The sequence below is a fragment of the Alicyclobacillus suci genome (assembly GCF_017329615.1).
Classification (GTDB): domain Bacteria; phylum Bacillota; class Bacilli; order Alicyclobacillales; family Alicyclobacillaceae; genus Alicyclobacillus; species Alicyclobacillus suci.
Genome location: NZ_JAFMTW010000035.1, coordinates 19687 through 37952, shown reverse-complemented (window position 1 = coordinate 37952; position 18266 = coordinate 19687). Strand labels below are relative to the sequence as shown.

Below are 18266 nucleotides of genomic sequence, written 5' to 3'. Positions count from 1 at the left end.
GGATACTTGGAGGGAGACCTCCTGGGAAAGTAGGACGTTGCCAGGCGAGAGAGAGAAGGGCCCTGAGGGGAACGCTGAGAAGGCGGGACCTTGGGGCTCCTTTTGTGTTGGGGTAGAATTTGTGTTTCAGCCCCCTGCACGCGGTTCGTGAGGGGGCTTCGATGTGATGAGATTGTGCGGTGAAATGGGTGGTGTGCATGTGTCAGGTGAGGATCGGCATGTCGATTACGTCCGTAATCACACCACTCACACCGTTCGCGATGGCCCATTGGAGCATGTCGGGTGTCTGTACGGTCCATGTCAACACGGCGTAGCCGTGTGCGCGCGCCTCGGCGATGAACGAGGCGTCGAGTGACGCCACGTCCGGGTGGAGGCTAGTGAGTCGCAGCGCTTCTGCGAGTTGGAACGCCGGCCACAGCCGTCCGCAGTAGAGGGCGCCTAGGGCGATGTCCCGGGAGCGGGTGCGGGCGGTGTGGAGGGCGGCGTGATCGAAAGAGGACAAGAGTACACGGTCCATCGCATCATGCGCCTTCACACAGGAGAGTACGGCGTCGACGAGCTCTGTTGAGCGAGCTAGTGGAAAGGACTTCAACTCGATGTTGAAAGAGGCTTCTGGGAATTCTCGCAGCACGTCGTCTAACAAGGGGACGTGTGTACCGGCAAATTGCGAATCAAACCAGGTCCCTGCGTCGTATGCGACGATTTGTTGCTCGGTGTGCTCCGCGACCAAGCCTTGGCCGGTGGTGGTCCTGTCGAGATAGTGGTCGTGCAGGATGACCAAGGAGCCATCCTTGGTCAGTTGCACGTCGAGTTCCACCATATCGGCACCGTGCGCAAACGCCTGACGAAATGCGGGGAGGGTGTTTTCCGGGCACCGGTCACTCGCACCCCGGTGCGCAATGCGCAGCACGCGATCTTGCGCGAACATGTCCTGTATGTTTTGCACGGTCTTCGACTCCTTTAGCCGTTGAGCTCACTGTCTGCCTGTTGGGCCATTTGCTTCATGGTGTCTGTGACAGAGTTTCCTTCGTCAAAAATTCCTTGTAATCCCTGCTGGACGGTTTGCAGGACGCTTAGGTACTGCGGTGAAGCCGGAGACGCCTTTTGGTACTTGAGTTCCGCCAGAGCCGTGTTGAATTGCGGGTTCTTCTTGAGGAAGGCCTGGTAGTCACTTTCCTGAACGGCAGCTTTCTGCACGGGTAGGTACCCCGTTAACATCGACCACTGAGCCGCCTGTTTCGGGGAAGTCCACCACTGAATGAACTGCCAAGCCGCTTGTTTCTTGGCGTCCGAGATGCCATTCATGATGGCGATATCGCCGCCTCCAGGTGGCACTGCGAGGGTCTTGTCCTTAGGCAGGATGGCGGTGCCCCAGTCGAATTTGTTGCCAATGCCAGAGCTGACTTCGCCTGCCGAGCCGATGGAGTCGATGTCCATTGCAGCTTTGCCGTGAATAAAGTCTTGGGTCATCAGATCCCAGTATTGTGGGCCCGTTTCAACATTTGAATACCCGTCCTTGACCAATTCCTGTTCCTTCGAAAGGATATCGGTGGCTGCTGGGGTATCAAACGTGGCTTTACTGTTGTCACTGGAGAGGATGGAGCCGCCTCCAGACATGACCGCGTATTCCCAAGGCCACCAGTCGACGAGCGGTTCGAAGCCGTAGACTTTGTTGCTGCCGGATCCGCTTGTTAATTTCTTCGCGTCAGCCACCAGTTCGTCCCACGTCGCCGGCGGATTGCTGATGCCCGCCTTTTGGAAGAGCGTCTTGTTGTAGTAGAACACCGGCACGCTACGGTTGAACGGAACGCCGTAGTAGTCTCCGTTAAACTGTGTCGACACAAGCATTCCGTCGAGGAAGTTGCTTGGTTTGTCGACGCTGCTTTGTTGCATCAGCGGGGATAAATCAGCCAATTGCCCGCTCGACGCGAAGAGTGGCATCGCGTGGACCTCGATTTGTGCGATATCGGGCGGGTCTCCCGCTTTAATGGCTGCCAGCAGTTTTTGTTGCTCCTCGCCGCCACCGGAGTAGGAACCCTGATATGTAGCGACGACCTTGATATTTGGATGCGTCTTGTTGAACTCCGAAACCATTTGTTGAATGTCGGTGCTCAGCGTGTCGCCGACGCCGTACCAAAATGTAATAGTCACAGGTTGTGAACTCGATCCGGTCGATGTCGTCGTACTCGGATTCCCGGTTCCTGATGCCTTGGTGTCATTTTGGGTGCTTCCACAGCCGGCGACGGAAGCGACGACGGCGATGGTGCCGACCATGCTAGCGCTGATTCCCCATACTTTTTTCATAAGGACACTCCTGTCATATGGTTGGTGATATCTATCCAGAACAGCCGTAGGGCTGACCTGACCGCGTGAGATAAACGCCTAGCCTTTAATGGATGTGCCAGCCACGCCGCGAACGAAATAGCGCTGGCCGAACAAAAACAGAATGATGACGGGGAGCACCGCGAAGATGGCGGCGTCCATCATGTGGTTCCACTGCAACCCCTCTCCCGCATCCTGGTTGAGGAAATAGGTGAGGGCGACCGGCACGACGCGCATATTGGTCGTGTTGGTGGCGACAAGTGGCCAAAATAAATCGTTGTAGTGATAGACAAAGTTAAGCAGCGCAAGGGTGATGAGCGCTGGTTTCGCATTCGGCAGCACGATGCTCCAGAGGATGCGGTACTCACTCGCGCCATCGATTCGAGCTGCTCGAATCATTTCTTTTGGAATGGATGCGAATCCTTGGCGCAGTAGGAAGATGCCAAAGGCTGATCCGACAAATGGCAGCACGAGCGCACCGTAGGTATTGATGAGGTGCACGGAGCTGAGCATGCTGTAAATCGGAATGAATGTCGCCTGCATGGGCACCATCATGGCCAGCAGGATACAGAAGAAGACCACGGATTTGCCACGGTACTCGACAAACGCCAACGAGTAGGCCGCGAGCGTCGACGTCACCAGCTGGCAGAGCACAATCAGGAAGCTGGACGCGATGCTGTTGAGGAAGAAGATTGGAAATGGTTGTGACGACCACGCCTGAGCGAAGTTGCGCCAATCAAAATCGACGAGCCACGGGTGAAAGTGGGGATCGAAGATGTCGGTATTCGTTGCCAAGGCGGACCGGACCATCCAATAGACCGGAATGAGTGCCAGAATTGCGGCGATGATGAGTACGACATGAGCACTCGTGCGCTCCAGCTTTGCAAATTTTTTCACGATTCTTCCACCACCCAACGGCGACCGAGCCGGATTTGAATGAGCGACAAGATGGACAATAAAATGAGCAGGATGACTGAGGCTGCGGCGGATGACCCGATATCGTACATCTGAAACCCTTTGTGAAAGATGTAATAGGTTAGGGTCGACGACGCATTGTTCGGACCACCATCTGTCATCACATACACTTGGTCAAACGCCTGGAACGATTGAATGATACAGACGACGGCGCAGAAGAAAATCGTCGGTGTCAGATTGGGCAGGGTGACGTGGATGAACGATTTCAAGCGTCCACCGCCGTCGACCTGACATGCCTCGACCAAGCTTTGCGGGACATTTTGTAGGCCGGCCAAGAAAATCAGCATGTAGTAGCCGCTGTATTGCCACAAGGAGACTAACATCACCGAGAGCAGGGCGGTATGGCTGGAGCCGAGCCAATTGATAGGGGGCACGCCCACGAGTGCCAGCACGTGGTTAACCAATCCGTTATCTTTGTCCAGGAGCAGGGTAAACACCAGTCCGGAACCGACAAGTGGCAGGACATATGGGGCGAAGAATACGGTTCGATAAAATTTCGTTCCCTTGAGCCGCATGTTCAAGAGTGCGGCGAGCAGGCAGCCAATGGGCAGTGACAGGAACAACATGCCGCCACTGAGCAGGGCGCTGTTTTTCAAGGATCCGAGAAAATCGACGTCAGTGAACAACTGTACATAATTTTGTAGGAACACAAACTTCGGATGCGGCGTGAGCAGGTTGGATTTATAGAGACTGAGGTACACCACGTAGACAATAGGCACCATCACGAATAGTCCGATGAACACGAGACTTGGGGCCATCAATACAAATCCAGCAATCGCCGTTTGCTTGCGGTTGGCGATGCGGGGAAGTCGACGCGGGACCACTCGACCTGCCGACGCGCTGTCCGCTACGACGTCTTCGATATTTTGCGCCATCTTTTTCACCTAACCTTCCTTTTTCGCAAAAAGGAGAAACCATCTGCGACCGAATGTGCTTGGTCGTTCGGCTGGTTTCTCCAATGTCTCTGCCGCAACGGATTTCCACTTGTCAGGCTCTAGCCTACAATCTGTTTGTTAAGGCTCAATCAATTACGCATTTTGGAATTGTTAAGATTTTGTTTTGAGTTTGCAATTTGTCGAGATATATGGGAGATCTGCTCGGCAGGCGACGTAGTGTCAGATGTATGTGCTATTCATGAGGCAATGGGGGTGTGGCGGTGACAGAGGAGGACCCACAGTGGATAGAACGGATGGTGATGCACGATTCGTCAGCACTTGCCGAAGTGATTCAGACCTATGGTCCGGTCATGACTGCTTGAGGATTATGGTTTAAGTGGACCGTCGGGCAACGGTCCAGCGGTTACCGCATCTGATATGGACGCAGGCAAACAAAATCAACGTATCAAAACACCGCCTGTGTCTTTTGAGCGCTGCCCGACAGGGTGGGTGAATGAGATGGGGTTATTTGGAAGCTAAATTGAGACCGACCACACCGAGGACGATGAGGACCAGGGAACCGATTTTTATCAAGTTGAGCGGCTCTTTAAAATAGAGTACGCTGATGACGGCGATGATGGCGGTTCCAACTGCCGACCACACTGCATAGGCGACGCTGACGTCGAGGCGCTTGAGCGCGAGGTTGACGAGGACGAGGCTCAGTCCATAAAACACGAAAAGGGCGATGGAGGGGATTAATTTGCTGAATCCTTGAGAGAGTTTCATCGATGTCGTTCCACAGACTTCTGCCAAAATCCCAATGATGAGATACACCCACGCCATCTTTATCCCTCGCTTATTGATTTATTCCAGTGGTACGAAAGCCACAATTTGTAGATTATCACAAGTTATTGGTTCTGCAATCCGATAATCCACTCAATCCACTTTAGTACGGTTTGTGCGCGCCTGCGGTAAGTGCTTTCTGCGTCGATGCCGTATACGCCACACGCTTGCATGTGCTCGACGACGCGGGAGACGTCCGGCAGTGCACCAGTCGCCATATATTCGCGCAAGACTCGTTGAAATACGGCGTGTTCCAGTATTGTTGTGACGATAGAGAGGTACTTTTGCTTATACGGAAGTGCCATAATTTTTCGACCTCTTGGTGTGAGCCGGAAACATACCGCGTGGTGCTCGTCCACATACCGCTCAATCAGACCCAAGTACATCCCTGCGGCCGTGTAGTAGTTGGTTTGGCGTTTGTCAAAGCTGTAATTGGTCGTGATAAAGTCTTTTTCCAAGTCGCGATTGACTAGCAACCCCAGTAAGTCAATTAGCCGCAAGAACGTATCCGCTTGTGGGAAGGCAACGGTCGGTTCGGCGACCGTCGGCGTGCTGTCGAGAACGTATACGACGTCATCCAGGGTAATCTCTTCATGCGAGATGACGTAATCCCGTCGCTGAACAAGGTGCAATGAGTTGTAATTGGAGACTTCGTCGAATTCGTAGACAAAAAAGCTAAAGATGTCGTTGGAATATGTAAAGAAAACCGGAATGACGCGTTTATTGAGCTTGTCCTGCCACAAGCGGTAAGGATAGTACAACTGACGGATGAGAAAATCGCTGGCGGACTCATTTTTAGCTTCAACCACGAGGAATGAATGCGCACTTTCATAACCAGCGTCAATCTCTATCTGCGATTTGGACACAGAGATGCATTGGTTTGAACCGCTTTCCGTTCGAATCGTAAAGGAGAAGTCGCTCGACGACATGCGGCCGGAAACCGTGGGGAGCGACGGTTCGCCGAGAAGGTCGTCTATCATGCCGCACACGTACGCACAGTGGAGGGCGACACTTTCGGAATACAGGTTACAGGGGTTAATCGACGTAATATGGGCCGGAAAGTGTACCCGGGTGGGTTTGGCGTGTACGGCATCGTACATTTGCTGATAGGCGTGAAACGGGCCGATGATGTAGCGTGATCGGGAAATGGGCAGAATGCACAGACCATGACGGCGGAAGATGTCCGGTAGGTTTGTGTGGTGGTCGAACTTGCTCATCAGGCGTGGTTCGCGCACGGTTCGGATGGTCGCCGCGTCGATTTCGTAAAAACCCGTTTGTGCGATGTGGGAGAGGATGTCGTATCGTTCAAAAAGCGTCTCCCATGCACTATCATTCTTTCCCATAATTCATCACCAGGACTTCGTCAATTTTGCCTCGCTTCGAAGCATTCGAGTTGATGGCGCGATTTGCCGCTACGATGACGATGTGATAATCCTTGTACAAGTCTTTAATAAAATCGGTGGCCGAGTTGCTTAATAACACTTTACACCCCCGATTCGTTAGCGAATCGACGGTCTTTTTTAACCGAATTTGCTCGTCCTTACCAAACCCATCCAGACTGTAGCCGGTGAAGGAGGCGGTGCTTGATATGGGATCATAGGGTGGATCAATATAAACAAAATCCCCCTCTTTCGCGGAGGCCACTGCTTCGACGAAATCGGTGTTGAGAATGTCAATCTCGTTCTCCACAAGGTACTGGTGAACCGCTCGCAGAACTGGCTCGTTGACGATATTCGGGTTTTTGTAGCCGCCGAATGGCACGTTAAACTGCCCTTGCCGATTGACGCGAAACAGACCGTTGTAACATGTCTTGTTCAGGTAGATGAGCCGTGAGGCGCGCTCGGCTGGCGACAGCGACTGGAACTGTTCCGTTCTGTCTAGCGCCCGCAGCGCATAGAAGTATTCTTTGTCATTTTGATGTCTGGCTAGGTGTTCGAGCAATGTGTCGACATCATCTCGAATCACGCGGTAGGTGCGAATTAATTCCGCGTTAATGTCGTTGATGACGGCTCGTTCTGGCTGTAGGCTGAACAGCACTGCCCCGCCGCCGACAAATGGCTCGTAGTATGTATTGTAACCTTTCGGCACATATTTTCGAATTTCGTCGAGTAGTTGTCGTTTCCCGCCTGCCCATTTTAAAAAGGGCTGCACGCATGTATTTTTGGCCATTTCAGTACGTAACCCCAGTCCGAACATATATTCCACAGTCAGTTTAGTCTATCGCAAACTTGCGTTATATTCGAGAGGTGGTTGCAAAATCCAGCAGGCGCCCGTTTTGTGGAATTTTGATCCAATTCTGATACTGCCCCATGTGAAATGATGACCACCACGGGTGTATAGTAGTGAGGCCATCATTGATAAGGGATTGAGGTGTGACAATGGGAGACTTTTCACAAGCGGACTTTCGCAAAGTCATGGGGAAATTTGCATCGGGTGTGACGGTCGTGACCACGGAGGTATCTGGCGTGATTCACGGCATGACAGCCAACGCGTTTATTTCCGTTTCGCTGGACCCGAGTTTGGTGCTGATTTCGGTCGATAAGCGCGCGAAGACACACGGATACATTCAGGAGACCGGCACCTTTGGCATTAGTATTTTGTCGGAGGAACAACAGACATTGTCGAACCTTTTCGCCCAAAGTTCCACACCAGACGCTTCAGCAGGCATTCGCTATGAGCGATTGAATGATGTGCCAGTGTTGGCCGATACGGTCGCGACGATAGCTTGCGAGTTGTGGGCTTCTTATGACGGTGGGGATCACACGTTATTCGTTGGGCTCGTGACGTCACTCGCGCATTCGGACAAAAATCCTTTGCTGTACTTTGGGAGCCAATATCACACACTGCACTGATGCCCCTTGAGTGAACATTTGAGGGCCCCGTGCACCCAGGCACGGGGCTGGAGCAGGAGCAGCGGGGGATGTCTTCATAAGGCGGAGCCGCTTGTCCATGCGGCGATAGTGCAGAAAAAATGTCTTATTGCGCGCTTGGGTGAGCGAGGGGGAATCAGGTAGAAAAGGTGCCTTGCGTGGGCCGGGTCGGGCGAAATCACGCGAATAGTGCAAAAAATCGACCTTAAGCTGTAGGCCGTCGCTCCACCGCCGCGACATAATGTTGACCTGATGAATCATGATTTGACACTGTACATACGCTAAACTATAATCTACTTTCGTAATGATAGTTGTTATAGCAACTATAAGGTATTCTTTACCGATAAGGAAAAGGACGTCGCCAAGGATGTCATTCCCATGATTTACGCATTCAAGCAGTGGGTGTGTGGGGAATAACTACCCAGGAGATTGTGCAAGTTCGTAAAATCTTGCTGAATATGTGTTTAAACGTTTAGTGAATTCCTTCGGCTGTATCAGTTGGTTGCTGTAGCAATGATAGGAAGCAAAAACAAGGAGGATTCTTCGATGGCAAGAGTACTGTTTGTGAAAGCAAATTCTCGTCCAATTGATCAGGCAGTGAGCGTTAAGCTCTACCATGCCTTTTTGGACAGCTACAAAGAAACGCATCCAGAGGATGAAATCATTGAATTGGACTTGTTTAAGGAAAACCTTCCTTACTACGATGTAGAGAAGATTAACGGTATGTTCAAATTGGCAAAAGAGATGGATTTGACGCCAGCGGAGAAAGAAGCAACTGATCTGGTGAACAAGTACGTAGATCAGTTTCTCTCCGCAGACAAAGTTGTGTTTGGTTTTCCGCTCTGGAACTTTACTGTTCCGGCCGTTCTTCATACCTACCTCGATTATTTGAATCAGGCAGGGAAGATGTTCCGCTACACGCCTGAGGGTCCCGTCGGCCTTTTGCAGGACAAGAAAGTGGTATTGCTGAATGCAAGGGGCGGCGTGTACTCAGAGGAACCGATGAGCTCTTTGGAGATGGCGGTCAACTTGGTCACCAATACGCTGCGTTTCTGGGGCGTTCAAGACATCACCACGGTGATTGTTGAAGGACACAACCAATTCCCTGACAAAGCTGAGGAAATTATTCGAGACGGCATCAAACGCGCGCAGGACGCAGCAAAACAGTTCTAAGCTCACGGTTGGCGGCCCCGCTTCACAATCACACTTGCGGAGCGACGTGTTATCGTGTAGTCGGCAGAAAAGAGGTGTCTCCCATCACTGGGGGCCGCCTTTCTTTGTGGCGATGGCTGCTTGGTCAGGTGTGTGGTTACGCTCGGAAGGAATTAGAATGCTAGCAATCGGAGACAATTACATGGCATACCAGGATTTTCGCCACTTGAGCCATCCAGCAGGAGCGTTTGTTCATCTCTGTAAAATATCGAAAAAAAGACGGCAACGCGCCGTCTTTTTGTTTGGCCCCGATGCTTCTCTGTTGAAAGTATCAGGCGGCCCAATTATGATTCCTGCTTTGCGTCGCCGTCGTAAATCACTTGTACGCGGCCCACTTGACCATCGCGTAGACGCACCTTAATGCCGTGTGGGTGCGTCGGGGAATTCGTCAAAATGTCCTTGACAATACCACGTGTTAACTTGCCTGTCGGCTGGTCTTTTTTGAGTACGATATCAACCTCGAGGCCTGGGTGAATATCTTTGCGATGTTTGCCGTCCTTCATACAACCACCCTCTTCAAGTTGCCCGTTTGGTGTTATTGTGCGACGAAGGTGTCGCGCTTTTGCAGGTATTCAGCGTACGGACCGCGGAAGTCGATGATACCTGCTGGCGTCAACTCGACAATTCGCGTCGCGACGTCTTCCACTAACTGGCGAGCGTGGGAGACGAAGATGACAGACCCCTCAAATGCCTGCAGTGCCTTTGTCAACGCATCGATAGACTCAAGGTCTAAGTGGTTGGTCGGTTCGTCTAAGACCAGCACATTTCCTTGCATTAGAAGCATTTTGCCAATCATCAGGCGCGCTGACTCGCCGCCGGAGAGGACTTCTGTCGACTTGTGCACTTCGTCTTTCGAAAACAGCATTCGGCCAAGAATGCTGCGGATAGATTGTTCATCGGCGGTGTCGTCGAAACTCCGCAGCCACTGATACACCGTCGTATCTTTTGGAATCGTCTCGTTGTGATCTTGTGTGAAATACGTCGGCTGTGCCGATTGACCCCAGGTGATTTCACCCGAATCTGGCGCAAGTTCACCCAAGAGCGTATTCAGCAGCGTTGTTTTGCCAATCCCATTGGTACCAATCACAGCTACTTTATCGCCGTTCAAAATGTCTAGGTTCACGTTTTTTAATACATGCAAGTCGCCAAATGATTTGTTGACGTCTTTCGCATGCACCACCTGCTTGCCGAGAGGTTGTTTGGCCGTGAACTTGATATATGGCGCCACACGCGACGACGGACGAATTTCCTGCACTTCAATTTTTTCGATTTGTTTTTGTCGGCTCGTCGCTTGTTTCGCCTTACTCTTGTTCGCTGAGAATCGCGCGACAAATTCTTTCAACTCGGCGATTTTTTCGAGGTTGCGCGTATTCTCTGCCAACAACTGCTCGCGCGCGAGGGTGCTTGCAGCGACAAAATAGTCGTAGTTGCCCGTAAACATCGAGATTTTCTGATAGTCCACGTCGACCATATGAGTGCAGACCGTGTTGAGAAAGTGGCGATCATGCGAGATGATGACCATCGTCCCTTTGTGGTTGAGCAAGAAGTTTTCTAGCCACCGGATGGTGTCGAGATCGAGATGGTTCGTCGGCTCGTCCAACAGTAGCACGTCGGGGCGTCCAAACAACACCTGCGCCAGGAGGACGCGGAGTTTGAAACCGCCAATCATGGAACTCATCAGATCTCCATGTTTATCGACCGGGATGCCAAGGCCCTCGAGTAATTCTGCTGCAAAATACTCGGCAGAGTAACCATCCATATCGGCAAAGGCGCTTTCGAGTTCGCCGACGCGCATGCCTTCCTCTTCCGTCATCTCAGGCAGCGCGTAAAGGCGCTCGCGCTCTTTCATCACTTTCCATAGTTCTGGGTGACCCATTAGCACAGTATCAAGAACTGTACAATCATCGTATTGATAGTGATCTTGGCGGAGGACGCCGACGCGTACGCCGGTTGCGACAGAGACATTGCCAGTGGTTGGTTCGAAATCGCCGACTAAGATTTTCATAAAGGTCGATTTTCCTGCGCCATTGGCACCGATGAGGCCGTAGCGATTGCCTTCGTCAAAACTGAGGTTGACATCTTCAAATAAAACTCGGCTGCCAAATGACACCGAAATATCTTTGACTCGAATCATTTACTCGCCCCTTTTTTCGCGTTCCATCCCATCACTATACCATGATTGGTCAATGGATTGGCTGATAATCCTAAGGGCTCGCAATTTTCGTATCTGGTCATTGGGAGAGCGTTATTTGGCGTGAAATGAGGCCCCGCGAATTGCGGGGCCGGATGTATGTCAACCCGCCACGTATGGGACGGTGCGGGGTACCCACATGTACCTACTGTATCGGATGCGAATACTTGCGAATTGGTGCATGGATGTAGTTGCATTTATCCACTTAAATGTGAGTCGTTCACTAGACTCGACGGGTATAGCGTGGCCGTTCGTCGGCAATCTATGCTCCATTTCAAGCCGGAAAATTCCGCCACAGTGCCGTCAATGGTAGTGCTTAGGGTGCGGGCACTACAGATTATGCTGTGCCACGAACTGGAGAATAGCGTCTAGACTTTCGCGGGAGTCTTTGGCTGCAATGGGCGCAAAAAGGTCACCATATTGGGCGACGCGGTCAACCACATTGAACACCGTAAAGTCACTGGGTACGAATCCCTGGGTGATTTCCGACCAAGTGACTGGCGTGGAGACGCTGGCTTTTTGCGTTGCGCGTACAGAATACACTGCGGATAGGGTACGCATCTTCCAGTGTTGCAAATAGTCGATGTACAGCTTGTCGCCGCGGTTTTTGACGGATCGCTCTAAGGTCACTTGGTTCGGCATTTTTTGTAGCAGATACTGCGCGAAGAATTTGGTGATTTTGCGTGTTTGTTCGAATGTGTACCGCGGTTGTATGGGGACAAATATCTGTAGCCCGGTGGCGCCTGAGGTTTTTGCATAGTTGGTGAGACCTAGCGAATGGAGCACATCGTGAAGTTGCAACGCAACGTGTAACACGGTGTCGAACGCATCTGGCACGGACGGGTCTAAGTCAAACGCGATATCCGTGGGCGTGTCTGGTTGGTCGTGGATTGTAAATGGGACGTGTAACTCGATAGCCGCGTAATTTGCCACCCAGACGAGGGTTGCGAGGTCGTTGAGCAGAATATAGAACTTGTCTTTATAAAATGCTCGTGGTATCCAGGTCGGCGCATGTTGCGGTATCGACTTTTGGACGATGCGCGACGCTTCAATGCCGTCTGGAAAGCGCCACATCATGAGCAACCGATTTTTCGTATAGGGCAGCAGGTAGGGGGATATCTGGATGAGGTACTGGATGTAGTCGAGTTTCGTTACACCGACCTCGGGCCAGAGTACCTTATGTGGGTTCGTGAGGACGATTTCTTTGTCTTCGATCACAATTGGAATTGATTCCATGTCCATTGGAGTCTCCCGAAGATCACGTATTTCCTTTATAGTGTGGCACGACGTTGCACAAAAGATGCATGGGCTGGTGCATTGGTCAGGTGTTATGTTTGCCGCTTTGTACTGATCAACTGAAACGCGTCACGCAACTTTGTTTGAAAGGATGTTCATTCCTATGCGTTATGATATCGTCGCACTCGGCGAGTTGTTGGTCGACATCACGATGACTGAATCGACCGCAGCGCCTCCACAGATGCAAGGCGATGCGGGGGGCGCGCCAGCCAACGTCTTGGCAGCAGCCACGCGGTTAAACGGGCGGACGGCCTTTATTGGCATGGTTGGGGATGACCGGTTTGGAGACTTTCTCACCGCGACGCTTGACGCTTATCAAATTGATGCGACGGGGGTGATGCGAACGAGTGAGGATAGGACCACTTTGGCATTCGTCCGAATTGATGCGGCGGGTGAGCGGGATTTTACATTTGCCCGCAATCCCGGCGCGGATACCTTGCTTCGCCCGGAAGACGTGTGCTATGAGCTGATTGCGCAGTCGCGATTTTTTCACTTCGGCGCTTTATCTTTAACCCATTCCCCTGCACGGGAAGCTACGTGGGCCGCGGTGGACTATGCGCAGTGTCACGGTGTGACGGTGTCGTTTGACCCGAACTGGAGAGCCTCCTTGTGGCCGAACGAGGAGTCAGCGCGCGTTCAAATGCGCCTGGGTGTGGAGAAGGCGAACCTAGTTAAGGTGTCAGAGGAGGAACTGTTTCTTTTGACGGGCTGTACGGATATCGAAAAGGGATTGGCAGAGCTGGCGGCCCCAGAGAAGCTCGTGGTGGCGACGCTCGGCGCGAAAGGATGTGCTTATCAACTCGGCAATCGGACTGGTGCAGTTCCGGGTGTAGCCGTTGAGGCCGTGGATACGACGGGAGCGGGGGATGCGTTTCTCGGTGCGCTTCTGATGACGCTCAGGACGTTCAAAGAATCGCTTGAACGCCTCTCGACAGAAGAGTTGGAAGAGGCCCTCTTGTTGGCCAATCGCGTTGGCGCTTGGACGGCCGGGCATCGAGGAACGATGGCCGCGTTTCCAACCGCAGCAGATCTGAAAGAGACTTTGTCGTGATGGCCCCTGTATAGGTTGTGCGTTTTCTTCCAAGTATGAGGAGGATACCTACGTTATGTGAAGATTGCGAGGGGTTCATTTTTGGATCCGGTCGTTCCCTTTGAACCGATACGTCGCGATGCAATTCCAACGCAAGGGATATGGTTGCCCCAAATCAAGTGGGATGGCGTGCGCGTGCTGACCTATTTCGACGGCAATGCCGTGCGTTTGTTCAACCGCAAACGGCGTGAGCGCACCATGCAATATCCGGAGCTGTCTGCCATCGACACCTACTGTACGGGTGATTCGGTGATTTTAGACGGCGAGATCATCGCGCTGGGGCCAGATAACAAGCCGAGTTTCCACGAGGTGATGCGGCGGGATGGCGTGCGCAGGCGAGACAGCGTCGCCTTGGCCCAAAAAGCTGTGCCCATCACTTATATGGTCTTTGATATTTTGTACCACAACGGAGAATGGTTGACGACGCGCCCATACGTACAACGCTTCGAGCGGTTATCCTCCGTACTTAAGTCCCATCCAAATGTTCAACAAGTGCGTACGCACGACGATGCCTTCGCATTATTTGAGGTAGTGAAGTCGTATGGCATGGAAGGTATCGTCCTCAAACAGCCCGACTCGCCGTATATCCTCGGCGGAAAGTCAGACTTGTGGGTGAAGGTAAAAAATTATCAAGATCTGATTGCCGTGATTGGCGGGTTTACAGTGGATGACAGTGGCGCGGTGAACGCATTGTTGGTTGGACAATATGACACCAGGGGTCGACTCTGGTACATCGGACACGCGGGCACCGGGCGCTTCAGTAAAACGCAGTGGCGTCTTTTAAAAGAGAAGTTTCGGCCGCATGTGACAGACACGCGGCCATTCGTCAATCAACCGGATAGGCATCGCGACGCCCATTGGCTTGCGCCTCGGTTTGCGGTGAAGATTCAGTTTGCCGATTGGACACCTGGTGGTACGCTGCGGCAACCTAGCATCCAGTCGTTTGTCGATATCCCCGTAAACCAGTGTGTGTTTGACGACCAGGCGCCGCCTCGCCCCAATTAGACGCCACGCGATGTCTGGCTTAGGGAAAATCTTGGCTCCATGTAGCCAACGACGTGGCCCGGGATATTTTTAATGCTTTCTCGGTCGTAGCTGGTCAACTCGTCCAATGGTCCATTCGTACCAATGTCCAACTGGCGAAGAATTTCATTGACCACTGCGGGAATCGGTTCTGCGCCGCCGTCGGCAATTTTTACAGCGACACCGAGTTCACGTTCCCTGTCAAACAGGCAGAATACGCCCTTCGCCCCTTCTTTGGCCAAAATTCGTCCTTCAAATGCACGAATGAGCTTCGCGCTATAGATGTTTTTTTCGGTGACCATGTCTGGCCGCTTGTCCATTGCTTCGACAATTCGGACAATGGCGTTTTGCTGGCTTTCGTCCAGCCCTTTTGGTTGTGCGAGGCGTGCAAATCCCCACGCCAGATGTTTGAGCGGCAGATAGTACGTTGGGATATCACATCCGTCGAGTCCCGTGTGAATCTCTGTGACTGGCAACCCGACGACATTTGCGACTGCCTGTGCGACTCGGCGTTGCACAGGATGATCTTTGTGTACATACCCGTGTGTGTCCTCACCAAGGTACACGGCTGTCGCCAACATCCCGGCATGGACACCCGAACAACAATTGCATACCGGATCAGCCTTTTGCCCGCTGCGAATGAGCTCCTCGTTACTCGTTTTACTAATTGGAGCCATCACGCCACATTCGAGGTCGTGCTCGTCCTTGCCGATTTGTTTGAGAATCGCTCGGACGCGTGAACGGTGACGTTCTTCCCCACTGTGGGAGGCACAGAAGATAGCTAGGTCTGCGTCCTCAAATTGGAAGTGGTCGGCGGCACCGGTTTCAATAATGGGAATGGCTTGCATGGGTTTCAGGGCGGATCGGCCGTAGGTCATGTAGTTCGGGTCGCCGTAGTGATACAGTACTTTCCCATCTGCGTTGACGACGGCGATATGCCCGAGGTGAACGTTATCGACGACGCCCGCTCTCGTTTCCTCGACCAGTATATTCAATGTTTTTCCCTCGTTTGTGAATGATTTTGGCCAAGATATTATTGCGCCAGGTCGAAAAATTATGTGACAGTGAGGAAAGGTTGCGGCCTGTATGAGTCGTCGTATCCGTTCTGCTTCTGTAACTTTACAAAAGTAAGTTTATATTGTAGGCTGTCCGTAACGCAATTGGACAGTTTGTGAGCGTTCAGGAGGATTCTCATGACACAATTGGACTTTATCCACGAATACGTTCCGTCTTCATCCGGTACGGATGCTCATACATTGGTGTTATTGCATGGCACGGGCGGCAATGAACAAGACCTGATTCCACTGGGGCGTTTTTTGGCGGATGACGCGGCGCTGCTTGGTGTACGCGGCAAGGTGTTGGAGGGCGGGATGCCGCGTTTTTTTCGCCGTTTGGCGGAGGGCGTCTTTGACCAGGAAGACTTGTTGTACAGAACCGATGAATTGGCTGACTTCCTGCGTGTGGCTTCCGAAACCTATGGCATACATCCAGGCAAGCGAATTGCGGTTGGCTATTCAAATGGCGCCAATATTGCGGCGAGCATTCTTCTGCGACATCCGGACGTCTTTGCGGGCGCTCTGTTATTCCGGCCCATGGTCCCATTTGCGCCGACAGATGCTACTGACACGCAGCCGTTGCGCGGCAAGCCTGTCTTGTTGTCGGCTGGCGAAGTCGATTCGCTCATTCCACAAGCAGAAACCAACCGTCTGGCAGAATTGCTAAAGGTGCAAGGTGCGGCGGCTGTGTTGCGCTTTCATCCAGGAGGACACGGTTTAATGCAGCCGGAATTACAGGTGGCGAAGGCGTGGTACGAACAGAATTTTGGAAGCTGACGAAAATTCCATATGATTCTTGTCTTCTACGCTGACTGTCGTTGTTTGAGGGACGTCGCAAAGGTATACAATAAGAAAAGGGCCCCGAACTGGGCCCTTTTCTTGATGTGCTTTGGCATGGATAGTGATTCGTGAGGAAATGCTGTAAAGTTGGGCTGGATTCGAGGATTCTTCAAGGTTGATACGGCATGATAACAGTAGCTTGAAAGAACATAACGACCTGCGGGGGGACAGTCAGATGGGATACTATCGTTCCAAGCCTTCTGAAAACATAGCAAAACGTGAGACCTGGAAGTGGGCGGCGACGGTGGTGTTGTCAGCGCTAATCGGTGCTGGCGCGACGCTGGCAGTGACACCATTCGTGGCCGGGCACAACGGTGGTGTCAATACGACCGGTGGCTCTGCCACGACGACGACACCAGTGGCGCAAAGTGTCAATGTCAATGTCAACTCTGACATTACAAAAGTGGTGAAACAAGTTGAGCCAGATGTCGTGGCGGTCGTGAATTACACGACAACCAGCGACTTCTTTAACCAGCAATCACAGACACAAGAATCTGACATTGGTTCTGGCGTCTACTTTTATAAAAATGGGAACAACGCGTATATCGTGACCAATAACCACGTGGTTGAAGGGGGCACCAAGGTCGATATCGTGCTGCAGTCGAATAAGCGCGTGCAGGCTACCGTGGTAGGAACCGACCCGTATACGGACTTAGCTGTACTGAAGGTGCCGGTCTCGAACTTCCAATCGGTACAGCCGATTCAATTTGCCAACTCCGATAATATCCAAGTGGGCGAGCCGGCCATTGCCATCGGTACGCCAATGGGGCTAGATTTCGCTGACACTGTGACCGCAGGCATTGTCAGTGGCAGCCAGCGCACGATGCCGGTCGAAGAACCGACATCCGAACAGACGCTGGATTATCAATCAGTCATTCAGACGGATGCGGCCATTAACCCAGGCAACAGTGGTGGCCCACTCTTGAATGCATCCGGCCAGATGATTGGCATCAACAGTAGCAAAATTGTTGAGCAGGACTTTGAAGGAATGGGCTTTGCGATTCCATCCAACGAGGTCCGACAAATCACGTCCGAAATCATCCAGACGGGGCACGCGGTGCACCCATCCATTGGCATTGAGGGCTATGATATGTCGGAAATCCCTGAGGGCTATGCGAACGTCCCAGTGAACTACGGCGTGTATGTTTCTTCTGTGACGTCGGCAAACGCGAAAAATGCAGGCCTGAAAGCGGGGGACGTGATTATCGCCATCAACGGCACAGAAGTGCAGGGCATTGCGGATTTGCGGACAGCGCTGTTTAAATTGCAGCCAGGTCAAACGGTCAAGGTCACTGTGTATCGCGGCAATACGAAAAAGACCTTGGATGTTAAAGTTGGGCAACAAGAGAGCATAAATGATACGGGTAACAGTAGTGACAGCAGCAGTGCACAAGGTGGCGGTGTGCCGAACAGCTACGGTTCCGGCGATGACGGTCAAGACCCGTTGGATCCATTCTCAGGCTTTGGCGACTGACGATTCAAACTGCTTCACCTCCAAGTTGATAGCAACAGATGAAACGAACCCCAGCAGTTTCGCTGGGGTTCGTTTTTTTCGTGCGTCGGCGTAACGGCAACTTATCGGGTATTGTGAGGACATTCCGATTCCTGGATATTGACTTTGATACCAATGTTGAAAAAAAGTCGTTTCCACAAGGTTCAATTCGTAGTACATTA

Annotated in this window: 17 protein-coding genes; 6 read left to right on the top strand and 11 right to left on the bottom strand. The window is 52.1% G+C overall.

Features of this window, described 5'->3' with window-relative positions; translation table 11 throughout:
• Positions 1-202 precede the first annotated feature (202 nt).
• The 7 genes from J3482_RS14950 to J3482_RS14920 form a co-directional block, all read right to left on the bottom strand.
• Positions 203-946, bottom strand: a complete 744-nt coding sequence (locus J3482_RS14950; RefSeq protein ID WP_328702715.1) for a glycerophosphodiester phosphodiesterase — start codon at positions 944-946, stop codon at positions 203-205.
• 14 nt (positions 947-960) lie between these two features.
• A complete protein-coding gene (locus J3482_RS14945; RefSeq protein ID WP_146824349.1) occupies positions 961-2304 on the bottom strand; it encodes an ABC transporter substrate-binding protein in 1344 nt (447 codons plus the stop codon).
• 78 nt (positions 2305-2382) lie between these two features.
• A complete protein-coding gene (locus J3482_RS14940) occupies positions 2383-3219 on the bottom strand; it encodes a carbohydrate ABC transporter permease (RefSeq protein ID WP_223204264.1) in 837 nt (278 codons plus the stop codon).
• Positions 3216-4172, bottom strand: coding sequence for a carbohydrate ABC transporter permease (locus tag J3482_RS14935; RefSeq protein WP_223204266.1), 957 nt, complete (start codon positions 4170-4172; stop codon positions 3216-3218). Before J3482_RS14935 ends, J3482_RS14940 begins: the two co-directional genes overlap by 4 nt.
• A 525-nt stretch (positions 4173-4697) precedes the next feature.
• A complete protein-coding gene (locus J3482_RS14930) occupies positions 4698-5015 on the bottom strand; it encodes a DMT family transporter (protein ID WP_146824347.1) in 318 nt (105 codons plus the stop codon).
• 65 nt (positions 5016-5080) lie between these two features.
• Positions 5081-6358: a type II restriction enzyme gene (locus J3482_RS14925; protein WP_206922627.1), complete on the bottom strand. Its 1278-nt coding sequence runs from the start codon at positions 6356-6358 to the stop codon at positions 5081-5083.
• Positions 6345-7184, bottom strand: coding sequence for a DNA adenine methylase (locus J3482_RS14920; RefSeq protein ID WP_146824345.1), 840 nt, complete (start codon positions 7182-7184; stop codon positions 6345-6347). The genes J3482_RS14925 and J3482_RS14920 overlap by 14 nt, the downstream gene beginning before the upstream one ends.
• 209 nt (positions 7185-7393) lie before the next feature.
• Here J3482_RS14920 and J3482_RS14915 point away from each other — a divergent pair, with 209 nt between their 5' ends.
• Both J3482_RS14915 and J3482_RS14910 read left to right on the top strand, forming a co-directional pair.
• Positions 7394-7867: a flavin reductase family protein gene (locus J3482_RS14915; protein ID WP_146824344.1), complete on the top strand. Its 474-nt coding sequence runs from the start codon at positions 7394-7396 to the stop codon at positions 7865-7867.
• Positions 7868-8431: 564 nt separating this feature from the next.
• The gene (locus tag J3482_RS14910; RefSeq protein WP_146824343.1) at positions 8432-9058 is read left to right on the top strand and encodes an FMN-dependent NADH-azoreductase; all 627 of its coding nucleotides are present in this window, start codon (positions 8432-8434) and stop codon (positions 9056-9058) included.
• Between the two features lie 323 nt (positions 9059-9381).
• Here J3482_RS14910 and J3482_RS14905 read toward each other — a convergent pair whose 3' ends face one another.
• The 3 genes from J3482_RS14905 to ligD all read right to left on the bottom strand — a co-directional run bounded on the left by J3482_RS14905 (position 9382) and on the right by ligD (position 12530).
• Positions 9382-9600 (bottom strand): YwbE family protein, encoded by a 219-nt coding sequence (locus tag J3482_RS14905; protein WP_146824342.1) that lies wholly within the window; start codon positions 9598-9600, stop codon positions 9382-9384.
• Positions 9601-9632: 32 nt separating this feature from the next.
• Positions 9633-11231 carry an ABC-F family ATPase gene (locus J3482_RS14900; protein WP_146824341.1) on the bottom strand — a complete coding sequence of 533 codons (1599 nt, stop codon included), beginning with the start codon at positions 11229-11231 and terminating at the stop codon, positions 9633-9635.
• 387 nt (positions 11232-11618) lie between these two features.
• Positions 11619-12530, bottom strand: coding sequence for a non-homologous end-joining DNA ligase (gene ligD, locus J3482_RS14895; RefSeq protein WP_206922626.1), 912 nt, complete (start codon positions 12528-12530; stop codon positions 11619-11621).
• Positions 12531-12687: 157 nt separating this feature from the next.
• On the opposite strand from ligD, the gene J3482_RS14890 reads away from it, so the two are divergent.
• The gene (locus J3482_RS14890; protein ID WP_188332355.1) at positions 12688-13635 is read left to right on the top strand and encodes a carbohydrate kinase family protein; all 948 of its coding nucleotides are present in this window, start codon (positions 12688-12690) and stop codon (positions 13633-13635) included.
• 57 nt (positions 13636-13692) lie between these two features.
• The gene (locus tag J3482_RS14885; protein ID WP_223204262.1) at positions 13693-14679 is read left to right on the top strand and encodes an ATP-dependent DNA ligase; all 987 of its coding nucleotides are present in this window, start codon (positions 13693-13695) and stop codon (positions 14677-14679) included.
• Here J3482_RS14885 and J3482_RS14880 read toward each other — a convergent pair.
• A complete protein-coding gene (locus J3482_RS14880) occupies positions 14676-15692 on the bottom strand; it encodes an asparaginase (protein WP_146824338.1) in 1017 nt (338 codons plus the stop codon). The two genes, J3482_RS14885 and J3482_RS14880, sit on opposite strands and share 4 nt — an antisense overlap.
• Positions 15693-15890: 198 nt before the next feature.
• Between J3482_RS14880 and J3482_RS14875 the strand changes: the two genes are divergently transcribed.
• Both J3482_RS14875 and J3482_RS14870 read left to right on the top strand, forming a co-directional pair.
• The gene (locus J3482_RS14875; protein WP_206922625.1) at positions 15891-16529 is read left to right on the top strand and encodes an alpha/beta hydrolase; all 639 of its coding nucleotides are present in this window, start codon (positions 15891-15893) and stop codon (positions 16527-16529) included.
• A gap of 238 nt (positions 16530-16767) precedes the next feature.
• A complete protein-coding gene (locus tag J3482_RS14870; protein WP_146824336.1) occupies positions 16768-18066 on the top strand; it encodes a S1C family serine protease in 1299 nt (432 codons plus the stop codon).
• The last annotated feature ends 200 nt before the right edge of the window (positions 18067-18266 follow it).

What these genes read in the sequence shown, in the direction of transcription:
- J3482_RS14915 (WP_146824344.1), top strand. Translation starts at nt 7,394, where the DNA reads ATGGGAGACTTTTCACAAGCGGACTTTCGCAAAGTCATGGGGAAATTT.
- J3482_RS14875 (WP_206922625.1), top strand. Translation starts at nt 15,891, where the DNA reads ATGACACAATTGGACTTTATCCACGAATACGTTCCGTCTTCATCCGGT.
- J3482_RS14890 (WP_188332355.1), top strand. Translation starts at nt 12,688, where the DNA reads ATGCGTTATGATATCGTCGCACTCGGCGAGTTGTTGGTCGACATCACG.
- J3482_RS14930 (WP_146824347.1), bottom strand. Translation starts at nt 5,015, where the DNA reads ATGGCGTGGGTGTATCTCATCATTGGGATTTTGGCAGAAGTCTGTGGA.
- J3482_RS14945 (WP_146824349.1), bottom strand. Translation starts at nt 2,304, where the DNA reads ATGAAAAAAGTATGGGGAATCAGCGCTAGCATGGTCGGCACCATCGCC.
- J3482_RS14925 (WP_206922627.1), bottom strand. Translation starts at nt 6,358, where the DNA reads ATGGGAAAGAATGATAGTGCATGGGAGACGCTTTTTGAACGATACGAC.
- ligD (WP_206922626.1), bottom strand. Translation starts at nt 12,530, where the DNA reads ATGGACATGGAATCAATTCCAATTGTGATCGAAGACAAAGAAATCGTC.
- J3482_RS14910 (WP_146824343.1), top strand. Translation starts at nt 8,432, where the DNA reads ATGGCAAGAGTACTGTTTGTGAAAGCAAATTCTCGTCCAATTGATCAG.
- J3482_RS14920 (WP_146824345.1), bottom strand. Translation starts at nt 7,184, where the DNA reads ATGGCCAAAAATACATGCGTGCAGCCCTTTTTAAAATGGGCAGGCGGG.
- J3482_RS14905 (WP_146824342.1), bottom strand. Translation starts at nt 9,600, where the DNA reads ATGAAGGACGGCAAACATCGCAAAGATATTCACCCAGGCCTCGAGGTT.
- J3482_RS14935 (WP_223204266.1), bottom strand. Translation starts at nt 4,172, where the DNA reads ATGGCGCAAAATATCGAAGACGTCGTAGCGGACAGCGCGTCGGCAGGT.
- J3482_RS14900 (WP_146824341.1), bottom strand. Translation starts at nt 11,231, where the DNA reads ATGATTCGAGTCAAAGATATTTCGGTGTCATTTGGCAGCCGAGTTTTA.
- J3482_RS14870 (WP_146824336.1), top strand. Translation starts at nt 16,768, where the DNA reads ATGGGATACTATCGTTCCAAGCCTTCTGAAAACATAGCAAAACGTGAG.